General features: G+C 47.2%; 12 protein-coding genes. 7 read left to right on the top strand and 5 right to left on the bottom strand.

Features of this window, described 5'->3' with window-relative positions:
* Positions 1–35: 35 nt before the first annotated feature.
* The 4 genes from NI469_RS01300 to NI469_RS01285 form a co-directional block, all read right to left on the bottom strand.
* Positions 36–983 carry a copper resistance protein B gene (locus NI469_RS01300; protein ID WP_004729146.1) on the bottom strand — a complete coding sequence of 316 codons (948 nt, stop codon included), beginning with the start codon at positions 981–983 and terminating at the stop codon, positions 36–38.
* The gene (locus tag NI469_RS01295) at positions 970–2,727 is read right to left on the bottom strand and encodes a copper resistance system multicopper oxidase (RefSeq protein ID WP_138742627.1); all 1,758 of its coding nucleotides are present in this window, start codon (positions 2,725–2,727) and stop codon (positions 970–972) included. Before NI469_RS01295 ends, NI469_RS01300 begins: the two co-directional genes overlap by 14 nt.
* 41 nt (positions 2,728–2,768) lie before the next feature.
* Positions 2,769–3,191 carry a hypothetical protein gene (locus NI469_RS01290; protein ID WP_171476901.1) on the bottom strand — a complete coding sequence of 141 codons (423 nt, stop codon included), beginning with the start codon at positions 3,189–3,191 and terminating at the stop codon, positions 2,769–2,771.
* A gap of 124 nt (positions 3,192–3,315) precedes the next feature.
* Positions 3,316–3,516: a DUF3565 domain-containing protein gene (locus NI469_RS01285; protein WP_004281307.1), complete on the bottom strand. Its 201-nt coding sequence runs from the start codon at positions 3,514–3,516 to the stop codon at positions 3,316–3,318.
* 131 nt (positions 3,517–3,647) lie between these two features.
* Between NI469_RS01285 and gshB the strand changes: the two genes are divergently transcribed.
* On the top strand, positions 3,648–4,598 hold the full coding sequence (gshB, locus tag NI469_RS01280; protein WP_004729150.1) for a glutathione synthase: 951 nt from the start codon (positions 3,648–3,650) through the stop codon (positions 4,596–4,598).
* Between the two features lie 51 nt (positions 4,599–4,649).
* Here the strand turns inward: gshB and NI469_RS01275 are convergent, their stop codons facing one another.
* Complete coding sequence (locus tag NI469_RS01275) at positions 4,650–5,852, bottom strand: MFS transporter (protein WP_035340693.1); 1,203 nt, start codon at positions 5,850–5,852, stop codon at positions 4,650–4,652.
* A gap of 424 nt (positions 5,853–6,276) precedes the next feature.
* Here NI469_RS01275 and murG point away from each other — a divergent pair, with 424 nt between their 5' ends.
* The 6 genes from murG (at position 6,277) to ftsZ (ending at position 13,365) form a co-directional block, all read left to right on the top strand.
* Complete coding sequence (gene murG / locus NI469_RS01270; protein WP_004647235.1) at positions 6,277–7,374, top strand: undecaprenyldiphospho-muramoylpentapeptide beta-N-acetylglucosaminyltransferase; 1,098 nt, start codon at positions 6,277–6,279, stop codon at positions 7,372–7,374.
* A gap of 12 nt (positions 7,375–7,386) precedes the next feature.
* Complete coding sequence (gene murC, locus NI469_RS01265; RefSeq protein WP_004647236.1) at positions 7,387–8,835, top strand: UDP-N-acetylmuramate--L-alanine ligase; 1,449 nt, start codon at positions 7,387–7,389, stop codon at positions 8,833–8,835.
* 57 nt (positions 8,836–8,892) lie between these two features.
* Positions 8,893–9,822 carry a D-alanine--D-alanine ligase gene (locus NI469_RS01260; protein WP_004647237.1) on the top strand — a complete coding sequence of 310 codons (930 nt, stop codon included), beginning with the start codon at positions 8,893–8,895 and terminating at the stop codon, positions 9,820–9,822.
* 2 nt (positions 9,823–9,824) lie between these two features.
* Entirely contained in the window at positions 9,825–10,679 is an 855-nt protein-coding gene (locus tag NI469_RS01255) for a cell division protein FtsQ/DivIB (RefSeq protein WP_004647238.1), read from the top strand.
* 70 nt (positions 10,680–10,749) lie between these two features.
* A complete protein-coding gene (gene ftsA, locus NI469_RS01250) occupies positions 10,750–12,012 on the top strand; it encodes a cell division protein FtsA (RefSeq protein WP_004647239.1) in 1,263 nt (420 codons plus the stop codon).
* A gap of 159 nt (positions 12,013–12,171) precedes the next feature.
* Positions 12,172–13,365, top strand: a complete 1,194-nt coding sequence (ftsZ, locus tag NI469_RS01245) for a cell division protein FtsZ (protein ID WP_004647240.1) — start codon at positions 12,172–12,174, stop codon at positions 13,363–13,365.
* Positions 13,366–13,386 lie beyond the last annotated feature (21 nt).

Raw genomic sequence — 13,386 nt, 5'->3', positions numbered from 1 at the left:
CATCCCGTAGCTGCATAATTTTCTGTATCAAAAATTTAGAACATCATTCTTAGACCTGCACCATAGATCCAGCCTTTTTCTGAATCAGAACTTTGCTGCCAGGCTGTCTGTTGGTTGCCTTTACTATATTCATAACCCACTTCCAAATAAGGCATGAGCTTTTTGCTCAGTTCATAGCGTGTTTCCAGGCCCAAGGTGGCATGACTAAGGCCGGTTTTTTTCGCATTAGCTGCCTGATCATTCAGGATGACATCCAGTTCGACAAAGGGTTGCATAATCAGTTTCTGAGTCAGTAACAGGTCACGCTCTGTTTTCAGTTTTAATCCGACAAAGTCATCTTCACCAACATAGACATGAGCATCCGTTTCGAAAAAGTAGGGAGCCAGGCCATGTAGCCCAAATACTGCATCGAAGCGCTCGTTCTGCTGGTTTATAGAAGGCTCGGCTAAATTTTCCTGTCGATAGCGCACCCCGGTCTGCACATCCCAGAAATCAGAAATATTTCGGCTATACAACACTTTGGCATCATATTCGGCCTGACGGGATTCATGTTTGTCGGCTTCTAGCTTGAGGAAAATTTTATTTTCATCCGTGCCGACTCTGGCCTGGTTCTTGGACTTGAATGCTCCATTTCCCTCTGAACTATGCTGCCATTTCTGGTCCAGAATAATCTGGCTATAAATCTGTGCGCCATGTTCTTTACGATGATCATGTTCGCTGGCAGAACTGACTGAATTTTGTGGTGTGTTCAGCGCCTGCTGTTGATGCAATAACTTTGGTGGCGGTTGATGAGAAACGGCATTTGCTGTTTCAGTATGCTGTGCGTGGTCATCAGCCATGTTTTGCATGGCATGATATCCGCTATGATGCTGATGTTCATTATGACCCGTATGCTCGCTAGAAGCTGCCGCAAAAATACTCAGACTGCTTAGGGTAAGCGCACTGCTAAGCACTGACTTTACAAAAAGATTAGTGATGTGCATGGCTTTCTCCTTGGGCAGCTGCTGGCTTTGACGGCGTTTTTTGTGAAGAAGGGTGAGATGCTTGATCTTCGTCAACCTGTGCCACAATCAGCTTGTTCATCATGCCGGCACTCATGTGATAGAGCAGATGGCAGTGAATCGCCCATTCTCCCAGTTCATCTGCTGTGAGCAGGGTGGTCACCGTTTTCCCGGGCGGCACAATCACGGTGTGTTTATTTGGCATATTTGCAGCAGACTGACCATTTTCCAGCTGCATAAACATGCCATGCAAATGCATCGGATGGGCCATCATGCTGTCATTGATAAATTTCAGCCGGATCCGCTCGCCATATTTCACCTGAAGTGGCTCGGCATCACTGAATTTTTTACCATTCATGGTCCAGATATAGCGCTCCATAGTTCCACCCAGACGAATCACCAGTTCACGTTCTGCTGCGCGGGTATCAGGTTGCGGTGTCAGGGCTTTGAGGTCTTGATATTGCAAGGCTTTGTGCCCTGCAGGCGTAGACATATTGGCCCAGCCCTGAACAGGCTGATTGGTTCCGGACATGGCACTATGACTTGCATGCATGTCGTGCTGGGCATGCTGATCATGTTCACTTGTGACAGTCTGCGTGGTCTGACTGCTGTGTGCGTCATGCGACATGTCATGCTGTTCGCCATGTCCCATATCTTCCATGGTCAATAAGGCACGAGGGCGCGGTGTCGGTAATTGAACCGGGGCCGGGGTTTTGCTTGAATCAGTTGCCTGATGCAAACTGCCAATGGCAAAGCCTGAGCGGTCGATCGATTCCGCTTCAATCTGGTAATGCGCTGCAGTGGGTTCCACAATCACATCATAGGTTTCAGCAGTTCCAATCCGGAATTCATCTACAGCGACCGGCTGCACAGCTTGTCCATCGGCGCTGACCACGGTCATTTTCAGCTGGGGAATACGCACATCGAAAAACGACATGGCAGAAGCATTGATGAAACGCAGGCGGACTTTTTCATTGGGCTGGAACTGGCCACTCCAGTTTTGTTGCGGCGTTTTTCCATTGATCAGAAAGGTATAACCGGTAACATCAGATAGGTCGGTTTTCAGCATACGCATCTGGTTCCACATCTTGCGGTCTGACCAGGTGGCCTTGAGGCCGTCACGTTTTACCTGCTTAAATACATCGCCAACGGTTTCGCGCTGGTTCTGATAATATTCGGCCGATTTTTTTAAATTGTTCTGAATCTGCTGGCTGCCCTGTTCGTGAAAATCCGACAGCATCACCACATAATCCCGCTCGGTTTGTTCATGTGCAGGTAGCAATGTCTGGGCTTTGGGGCGAATCACCAAGGCGCCATAGAGGCCGTCCTGTTCCTGACCTTTGGAATGTGCGTGATACCAGTAGGTGCCGTTTTGACGAACCTTGAAGCGATAAGTAAAAGACTGTTTCGGTTTGATGCCCTGAAAACCGTTAAATCCGGGGACACCATCCATCAGCCCGGGCAGGAGCAGGCCATGCCAGTGCAGTGAGGTATCCTGATTGTTCAGGTTGTTTTGTACATGAATGACTGCATCATCACCTTCTTCGAATTCCAGCAAGGGTGCAGGGAATTTTCCGTTTACAGTGATACGCTTGACCGTCTTTCCGGTGAGATTGATCGGGCTTTCATCAATGACCAGATGATATTCTTTTACGGCTGCAAACAAGGCAGACGACGAGATGAGACCGAAGCCCAGACACAGGCTTTGACTGATTTTAAGCAACATAACTTAATCCTTAATGAATAAAAAAATTTAAAAATTCAGGATCAAGCTTTGGGTGGGCGCAGGATTTCTTGCCAGTAACCGACAAGGTGCTGGGCATGGTAAGCAGGGAGGAGGGTTTTTTCCGGATAACCGTGATCAGGCACGCTTAACTCGGGCGTTGTAATGGGCAGGCTGGTGACCAAGTTCTGGCAGGCCATAGTGCCACAATCCAGACAATCTGATGACTGCTGGGTGCTGTCACTGACACAGTCCGGCTGAATCAGTTCCTGATCTTGATGATGATCAGTCTTATGCAGCGAGTGAGAAGCAGAGGGTTTTGTCATTTCCAGACAATGAGGATTCGTTTTTTCAGACGGCATAACCAGATGCATGGTGTTTGCAGATGCGACAGACACACTGCTCCAGCCTATGGCAAAAACCACAAGCATCACCAACCAGATCTGTTTGACGAGCCGTATGAGCAAAAGTACACCCTGAAAAAATGCGCTGCATGTTTGAGCAATAAAAGCATAAACGCAGTAACTCAAATTAGCAAATTCTGGACAAGATTATTTTTTAGGTCACCTACATACTACTTTTTTCATAGGTTCAGGTTTCAGTTTCGCACTTTTCGCATTTTTTACAGTCTAGCAGCATCCCGAGTTTTTCTTTACGTCCTTGCTCGGTCATCACCCATGGGCGATTTTGCCATGGCGGGGTATGCCGCACATGCTGGCCATGTCCGCAGGCCAGCTCTGCAACCCAATGCTGTTCCTCATCCAGGTGAAAACCGATAATGGCCTGTTGCATGGCAAACCTCCTGTGGGCTCAATCTGTCTCAGTACCTATATAAAATAAGTCATGCAAAATCACCATAAACAAAAGAATCGACACAAGCTATACTCCTTGCCAAGTCATTTTTTGAAAAAGAGCAGAGACACATGCGCGTACTTGTTGTGATGGATCCCATTGAAAATGTAAACCTGAAGAAAGACTCGACCATGGCGATGCTATGGGCAGCAGCACGTCGCGGGCATGAACTCGGTTATGCATTGCAGCAAGATTTATATATCGACCAGGGCAAGGCCTTTGGTCTGATCGCGCCGTTACAGGTATTTGAAGACTACGATCATTATTGTGAACTCGGCGAAAAACGCAAAGAGTCGATCGCTGCTTATGACGTTGTCTTGATGCGTAAAGATCCGCCTTTTGATATGAACTTTGTCTATACCACTTATATTCTGGAACAGGCAGAGCGCGAAGGGGCATGGATTATCAATAAGCCACAAAGCCTGCGTGACTGTAATGAAAAACTGTTCGCAACCCAGTTCCCGCATCTGCAAGTTCCGACCTTGGTGACTTCGCAACAAAGCCTGATCCGTGAATTTCTCAAAGAACAGGTCGATGTGATTGTAAAACCGCTAGATGGTATGGGTGGCACCGGGATTTTCCGTCTGTATCAGGATGGCATCAACATCGGTTCAACCATTGAAATGCTGACCAATAATGGTACCCAGCCGATTATGGCGCAGCGTTATATTCCGGAAATTGTCGAAGGCGATAAACGCATCCTGATGATTAATGGCGAGCCAGTGCCATATTGTCTGGCCCGTATTCCACAAAATGGTGAAGTGCGCGGTAATCTGGCCGCGGGTGGCCTGGGCGAGGCGCGCCCACTGACTGAAACTGACAAAGCCATTGCAGCAAAAGTAGGGCCGTATCTCAGAGAGAAAGGTCTGGTCTTTGTGGGGCTGGATGTGATTGGAAATTATGTTACTGAAATTAATGTAACCAGTCCAACCTGTATCCGTGAAATTGATGCGCAGTTTGGCACCTCGATTGCGGATGATCTGTTTGCCGTGCTGGAAGCAGGTCAGGCCAATCAGGTTTAAAGGTAAAATCAGGTGAAAGAAGAGTCTGCTTGCAGGCTCTTTTTACCTTTTTTATTTCGGGTAACGCTTAAATAAATATGCCGTCATTACCATGCCCAGCATCGAAAGGCAGACGGTGATAATGGCAAGATTGGCCCAGTATTGAGTGGCAGATATCAGCGCAGCGCTCAGGGTCGGTATAAAAAACTGTGCGCAGGCTGAAATTTGTAAAACCAGACCCACACTGGCCGCTGCTGCATAGGCACGTGGTGCATAGTGCAGGGTAATCGCAAAAACAGTGGTTGGGATCATCCCGCCAATCAGTGAAAACAGCACGGCACTGACAACCTGCAATTCAAATGAGAGCCAGGAATTTGCAGCAAATACCAAGCAACTGCTGCAGAGCATTGCTACAAATCCGGTACTCAATAAGGTGTGCGGTCTATAACCCTGTTGCAGCAACATGCCTGCGCCAAAAGTACCGCCTAGGTTGGCCAGCACGACCATTGAAGCCAGCATCCCTGCGCGTTTTAAGTCTAGCCCCTGTTCGACATACAGCGTAGGCAGGAAGCCCGTGACAGTGATCCATTGACTGCTATAACAGGCAAAAATAATCGCCAGACAGATAATCGATGGGTGGGTCAGGGTAATTTTAACAATCTGCCAGAATGAGGTGTTTTCCGTAGCTGGCTGAGAAGAGTCTGGCTGTGTTACCAAGACAGGTTCAATATTTAAATATTGTTTAATCATGCCAGCAATGACAAGGCACAGGCAGCCCAAAATGGCCCAGATCATTTGCCAGTCCAGATATTCAAGCAGGAGAGGAATCGTCAATACGGCCAGACTGACACCGATGCCCATATAGGAACTCCAGAGTCCCATCTTGAAATTCAGTGTCTCAGCGCGGCTGGTACGTTTTAAAATTGCTGGCGCACACAAGGAAATGGTTAAAAACCCGATTCCTTCCATAAAGCGCAATACATATAAAGTGGCAGGCTGCGTAATCCAAAGCCCGGCAAAACTGCTCAGCCCTAAAATGATTAAGGCCATGATCAGGCAGCGCTTTAATCCCATTTTTTCCGAGAAGGCGCCAATGCATAGCGCAAACAGCATTCCGGCAGCCTGCACCAACGCTAATGAAAAACCAGCCTGGGTAAAACTCAGGTTTAAATCCTGCTGCAATACAGGAATCACGGCCGAAAGTTTGCCGACATGGATCGCAGCCAGATAACCGGCCAAGATAATCCATACATCATGACATGATATTTTTGACATTTATCCGAACTGAGTCCATTTAAAGCATCTGCTTGTACATCAAGCATCATTCATATATAGATATGAATAACATGAAAGTTTTATAAAATTGATAGGATTTAAGCCTAAGCTCATTAGTCGATGATAGGATATGGATTGACCGGGAGTGAGCTGTAAAGGGTTCTAAATAAAGCCCTGTCCGTGGCAAGGTTATTGATAATATAATGAGAAAATCATTTAAAATTGCTATGATATGTCACTTAAGTCGAAGGAAAAGTGCAGACCTTATAAATAAAACGAGTCTAAACTTGGAATTTGCATGAAAAAAACAATTAAAGCCTTGTTGAAATAAAGTAAATAAACTTTCATGGCCTGAGGTTTGTGATTACAATTGATTACTTAAATCAGATTTCCTGCTCCATTTTTTGAATTGAAGAATTAAACCGTGACCGAAGCTCAGCAAAAACAGCCTAAACATGTCATGATGATGGCCGCAGGTACAGGTGGACATGTGTTTCCAGCGTTAGCTGTTGCCAAAGATTTACAACAAAAAGGTATACAGGTTTCATGGTTGGCCACGCCCGTAGGCATGGAAAACCGCCTGTTAAAAAACCAGAATATTCCCATTTATCAGATCGATATTCAAGGTGTGCGTGGCAATGGTTTTGTGCGTAAAGCCTTGGCGCCTTTTAAAATTATGAAAGCCACCTTAAGTGCCATGAAATTCATGAAACAGCTTCAGGTCGATGCCGTGGCAGGCTTTGGTGGTTATGTGGCAGGCCCGGGTGGTTTGGCTGCGCGTATCTTAGGTATTCCGGTGCTGATCCATGAACAGAATGCAGTTGCCGGTTTTACCAATACCCAATTGTCGCGTGTGGCAAAGACGGTGTGCCAGGCTTTTCCAAATACCTTTCCGGCCCAAGATAAAGTCGTGACTACGGGTAATCCGGTACGACAGGAAATTAGCGAAATTTTAAATCCATCCTGGCGTTATCAGGAGCGTGACAAGGCAGGATTGCCCTTACGTATTCTGATCGTTGGTGGGTCTTTGGGGGCGCAAGCCTTAAATGAACGGGTTCCGGAAGCTTTAAAGCAACTCAATGTGCGATTAAGCGTCTATCATCAGTGTGGGCAAAACCATGCCGAGGCGACCCGGGCACGTTATGAAAATGCACCGGCCAGTCTACAAGTTGAAGTGCAGCCTTTTATTGAGGATATGGCCAAAGCCTATTCTGATGCCGATCTGGTGATTTGCCGTGCCGGGGCTTTGACCGTCACTGAAATTGCCACTGCCGGGGTGGCTGCGATTTTTGTGCCGCTTCCAAGCGCAGTGGATGATCACCAGACGGCCAATGCCGGTTTCCTGGCCAATATCAATGCGGCAAAGATTTGCCCGCAGGCCACGATGACCCCGGAAAGTTTAACAACATTATTAGAGCCGATGCTGAATCGCCAGCTGTTAATGGAAATGGCCGTGAAAGCACGCCGACAGGCTCAACCCGATGCGACTCAACATGTGGTCCGTTTAATTCAAGAATTGTAATCCGAGTAAACTATGTCTCCAACAACCCCAGCTGAACAAGCGAAAAAGTTAATCAAAGTGCCGGAAATGCGCCGTATCAAACACATTCATTTTGTGGGGATCGGTGGCGCAGGCATGTGTGGTATTGCGGAAGTGCTGAAAAACCAGGGCTATAAAGTTTCCGGTTCAGATATCAAGGCATCCAATACCACCGCACAGCTGGAAGCGAATGGCATTAAAGTCTATATCGGACATACTGCAAATAATATTAAGGGCGCCAACGTGATCGTGGTTTCTACCGCGATTGATAAAGAAAATCCGGAAATTAAAACCGCGATTGAAAACCGTATTCCTGTGGTTCGCCGTGCGGAAATGCTGGGTGAACTGATGCGTTACCGCCATGGTATTGCCGTTGCCGGCACGCATGGCAAGACCACCACCACTAGCCTGATCACCTGTATGCTGGCTGAAGAAAACATGGATCCAACCTATGTGATCGGTGGTTTGCTGAACCGTACCGGTATGAACGCAGCCTTGGGCGCCAGCCGTTATATCGTGGCCGAAGCCGATGAGTCAGATGCTTCTTTCCTGCACCTGGAACCGATGGCTGCCGTGGTGACCAATATTGATGCTGATCATATGGATACCTATGGCGGTAGCTTCGATGTCCTGAAAGATACTTTTATCCAGTTCCTGCAAAAACTGCCATTTTACGGCTTGGCTGTAGTCTGTGGTGATGATGCCAATATCCGTGAAATCATGCCGCGGATTGCACGTCCGTTACTGACTTATGGCTTCAATGAGGACAATGACATCCGCGCAGTAGATGTTGATCAGGATGGCATGCAAACCCACTTTACCGTATTGCGTAAAGAGCGTGAGCCATTGCGTGTAACGGTCAACCAGCCAGGTTTGCATAATGTGCTGAATGCCTTGGCCGCGATTGGTATAGCAACCGATGAAGGTGTGTCTGATGCTTCAATCTGCCGTGCACTGGAAGGTTTCAGTGGTGTGGGTCGTCGCTTTGAGGTTCAGGGTGAGTTTGCGATTGAGGGCGGTGACGTGAAACTGGTGGATGACTATGGTCATCATCCAAAAGAAGTCGAAGCGACGATTAAAGCTGCGCGTCAGAGTCATCCGGACCGTCGTCTGGTAATGATGTTCCAGCCACACCGTTATAGCCGTACCCGTGACTGTTTTGATGATTTTGTGGAAGTGCTTTCTACTGTAGACCAGTTATTGTTGCTGGATGTTTATCCTGCCGGTGAAAAACCGATTGTCGGGGCGGACAGCCGTACTTTGGCCCGCAGCATTCGCTTACGTGGTGAAGTCGAGCCGATTCTGGTTGATGCGACGGACGGCAACCTGAATCAGATCATGAGAAAAGTATTGCAAGCAAATGACTTGTTATTAACCCAGGGCGCAGGTAATGTTGGAGCAATCTCAGTCGAACTTGCACAAAATCACTTATATATAAAATAGTCATCTTGTGTGACTGAATTGAATTGACCAGATTGAAAAAAGTTTAAGGATATAAACGTGTCAAATGCTTCAAAATTCGGAAAAGTTGCCGTGTTGCTTGGTGGTAAATCTGCAGAGCGTGAGGTTTCTCTAGACAGTGGTACGGCGGTACTTGAGGCATTAGTGCGTTCAGGGGTCAATGCGGAAGCGTTTGATCCTCAGGAGCGTAGTGTCACAGAACTGGTAAATTATGATCGTGCTTTTATTGTATTGCATGGACGTGGCGGGGAAGATGGCCAGATCCAGGGCGCACTGGAATGGTTAAACGTGCCGTATACCGGTACCGGTGTACAAGGTTCTGCGATCGGCATGGACAAGGTCAAGACCAAGCAGGTCTGGCAGGGTTCGGAATTGCCGACAGCACCGTATCGCATTGTCACCAAAGACTCTGATGCGAACGACATTGTTAATGCTTTAGGCTTGCCTTTGATTATCAAGCCGGTACATGAAGGTTCCAGTATCGGCATGAGTAAGGTTGAGAAAATTGAAGATTTTGCAGAAGCAATTACCAAGGCAACTGAACATGATGCTGTGGTGATGGCAGAAAAATGGATTACCGGTCGTGAATATACCATTGTGGTTTTAAATGGTCAGGCGCTGCCGGTGATTCGTCTTGAACCGCCTCAAGATGTTGCCTTCTATGACTATGAAGCGAAATATCAGCGTAATGATGTGCAATATGGCATTCCATGTGGTTTAAGCGAAGCTGAAGAGCAACAGTTAAAAGCCTTGAGTTTGCGCGCATTCCAAGCAGTCGGTGCCAGTGGTTGGGGCCGGATTGATGCCATGCAGGATGAACAGGGCAACTTCTGGTTGCTTGAAGTCAATACCGTACCGGGCATGACCAGTCACTCACTGGTGCCAAAAGCGGCAGCTGCAGTCGGATACAGTTTTGATGAGCTGTGTGTCGCGATTCTGGAACAGACCTTGACTGGTTCGGCACACTAAATATGGCTCAACTTCCTGTTTCCATGCGCCGTAAACGTGCTGCGATTACTTCAATTCACGACAAGCCGCCGACACGCAAAGAAAAGCTGACCAATTTTGGTGGCTGGTTATTGTTGTGTATTGCGGTATTGGTGCTGGCCTTTGGAATATTGGGCTTATATAAAGTCATGACCAATAGTGACGTGGCAGAGCTGGGCGTGATAGGTACGCGCTCGGCTGCTGAACAGCGTCAGGTTATGCAATATGTGTCACCGATTGTGACCGAAAACTATTTTACTTCAGATCTGGAAGCGATCCGCGATCGTACTCTGGAATTATCCTGGGTGGATCGGGTCGTGGTGTCCCGAGCCTGGCCAAATGGCATTCGGGTGCGGGTGATGCCGCATCATGCAATTGCACGTTGGGGGACAGGGCGTTTATTGAGTGACAGTGGTGTTATTTTCACTGAAGTCATACCCAAGAATTATCAGGCATTACCGTTGCTACATGGGCCAGCGAGCCATGCAGAAACCATGATGCGTCGTTATAATGAAATTAATCAGTTATTTTTGCCACAAGGCATTCGTCTAAAAGAATTATATCTCACCGAGCGAATGACCTGGTTTATGCAGTTTGATTCGGGTTTAAGAATAATTGTGGATAAAGACCAGACTATGAGCAAATTACAACGCCTGAGCCATCTGTCTCAGAGCGATTTAAAGCCGGTCTGGTCTAAAATTTCGGCCATCGACCTGCGTTATCGCAATGGATTGTCGATACAGTGGAAAAATTCAATTCCGCCTAAAATTGTAAATGGACATTTTATTGTAACCATTGATGACACGGGCGTTGAGAATAAGGTAACAGTAAAGCCATAATGACCGGCTTTAAAAAATAGAGGCATTTAAAGCCATAAATCTAACAAACACGTAATGGTAGTAGTGAATAATGAGTGAAGCTGTTCCCTCGGTTGTGGCGATTGACATTGGGACACACAAAGTTTCAGTTTTGATTGGCAAGGTACACGCGCCAGACAATATCCAAGTGATTGGTATGGCCACCGCTCGTAACCGAGGCATGAGTAAAGGGAAAATTGTCAGTCTCGATAAAGTTATTACTGCAATTAAAAATGCCGTTCAAGAAGCAGAAGATATGGCGGAATGTCGTGTACATTCTGCCTGGGTCTCTATTCCAAGTGCCGAATTAAAAAGCTTTTATGCTTCAGGTCGCACCTCGATCGACAATAGCGAGCATGCGATTACCACCAGTGAAGTGGTGCGTGCACTGGAATTGGCCAAAGCCAGTCATTTGACTTCAGATCATTATCTGGTCAGTGCTGTGCCTCTGGGTTTTGAGCTGGACGACTCACCGGAATGGGTGTTAAACCCGATTCGGATGTCGGCACATAGCATGACCGGACACTATCATTTGATGATGCTGCCGATCAGTACCATGCAGAATATTGATCGCGCCCTGAAAGGTGCCAATATTGGTGTAGAAAAAATGGTGGTGTCGAGCTTGGCTACTGCTGAAGCCAGCCTGCTGAAAGACGAAAAAGAATATGGCGTATGCTTAGTAGATATCGGTGCCGGCACGACCAATGTTGCAGTGTATGTGGATGGTCGTTTGGCCTTAACCCATACCTTCCAACGTGGCGGTGAACATGTGACCCGTGATATTGCAGCAGTATTGCAAACCACGACCGAAGAAGCTGAACGTCTGAAATTATTGTATGGCTGTGTCGACCTGAAAGTGGTCAAGCCTGACCATATGATTCAGTTCCAAGGAATTGACGGGCCACAAACCATCAGCCGGATTGAACTGACTGAAATTATTATGGCTCGTTATGAAGAAATTCTGGGTCTGGTACGTGATGAGCTGGTGAAAAATGGTGCCATCCAGGGCTTGTATCATGGTGTGGTATTGACCGGTGATGCCAGTCATATCGAAGGGATGGTGAGTTTTGTTCGCCGTACCATGGGGGTCTCGGCGCATTTAGGTAATCCGCCGACTCAGGTGTATGCAGACGAACAACATCAGGCTGCTTTACGTCGCTCGCAATATAGTACGGTGGCTGGCTTGCTGATGTTTAGTCAGAGTGATACCCAGGACACGATTGTGGAACAGGATGATGTAGAGCGGTTGTCATTGGCTAAGCGGGTCAAAAGAGCCTTGTTTGGCTTTAATGACACCCTGAAATCAATCTTTTAAGTCGATTTTTATTGTGAATATTGTTGGGAAGATGTAGTTAATCGGGCTTGTACTTGACAAGTGAACGCATGAGCAGCATTCTTAAAAACAATTTTATTAAGATTAAGGCAGTATACGGGCTTAGTGACTGCCAATTATGAATTAGGAATTTTATAGGTCATGGCCTCATTTGAATTTTTCGAAGACGATCATAGCGATAGCAATGGTCAAGCCCGTTTCACTGTATTTGGTGTAGGTGGTGCGGGTGGTAATGCGGTACAACATATGTTGCAGTCCGATATCCAGGGCGTAAAATTTGTTTGTGCCAATACGGACAAACAGGCATTGGATCGCATGGAAGCCGAATTTAAAATTCAGCTGGGCGAGCAAAGTACCCGTGGTCTGGGTGCAGGTGCAAATCCGCAAGTCGGCCAGACCGCAGCAGAAGAAAGCCGTGAACTGATTCGCCAACAGCTTGAAGGGACCGATATGGTCTTTGTAACTGCGGGTATGGGCGGTGGTACCGGTACCGGTGCAGCGCCAGTGGTTGCTGAAATTGCGAAAGAAATGGGTATTCTGACCGTTGGTGTCGTGACCACGCCATTTAACTTTGAAGGCAAACGCCGTCTACAGTCTGCTGAAAAAGGGATTGAAGCGCTAGAGCAGCATGTAGACTCATTAATCATCATTCCAAACCAGCGTCTATTGAAAGTCTTCCGTGATATTTCAATGAAAGATGCCTATAAAAAAGCGGATGATGTATTGTTGAATGCAGTACGCAGTATTTTTGATTTGGTAGTCCGTCCTGGCCATATCAACCTTGACTTTGCTGACTTAAAAACAGCCATGAGCACTCGTGGTTATGCCATGATGGGTGTCGGTCTGGGTCGTGGTGAGAACCGTGCACGTCAGGCTGCTGAGCAGGCAATCCGTAGTCCATTACTCGACAACGTGACTATCATGAATGCCAAAGGCATTCTGATCAACGTGACTGGTGGCGATGACGTGACTTTCGGTGAAATTGAAGAAATTACTGATGTCGTGAACCAGATTGTCGATTTAGATGAGGGTCAAGTGTTCTACGGTACCGTTTTTGATCCGGATGCGCGTGATGAAATCAGCGTGACTGTGATTGCAACAGGTCTCACCCGTCATGCAGCGGATTCAGTTGAACCGACCAAACGTACTAATGTACAGGCAACTCGTCCAGCAGCAGCTGCACAGGCTGTGGTGGAAGATGATGATGTACCGGCAATTCAGCGTCAGCAGCATGAAACAGGTGCAGCAGCGAATCCAGCGGCGGCTTCAGTTTCTAGCCCGCGCCCAACGCCAATGAGCATTCAGGATTATCTTAAGAATCAACAGCGTAAATAACATGTAACATCATGTGTTTAG

It is taken from the genome of Acinetobacter lwoffii (assembly GCF_024129735.1).
In the GTDB taxonomy this organism is placed as follows: domain Bacteria; phylum Pseudomonadota; class Gammaproteobacteria; order Pseudomonadales; family Moraxellaceae; genus Acinetobacter; species Acinetobacter lwoffii_H.
This window is presented reverse-complemented; position numbering and strand designations above follow the sequence as displayed.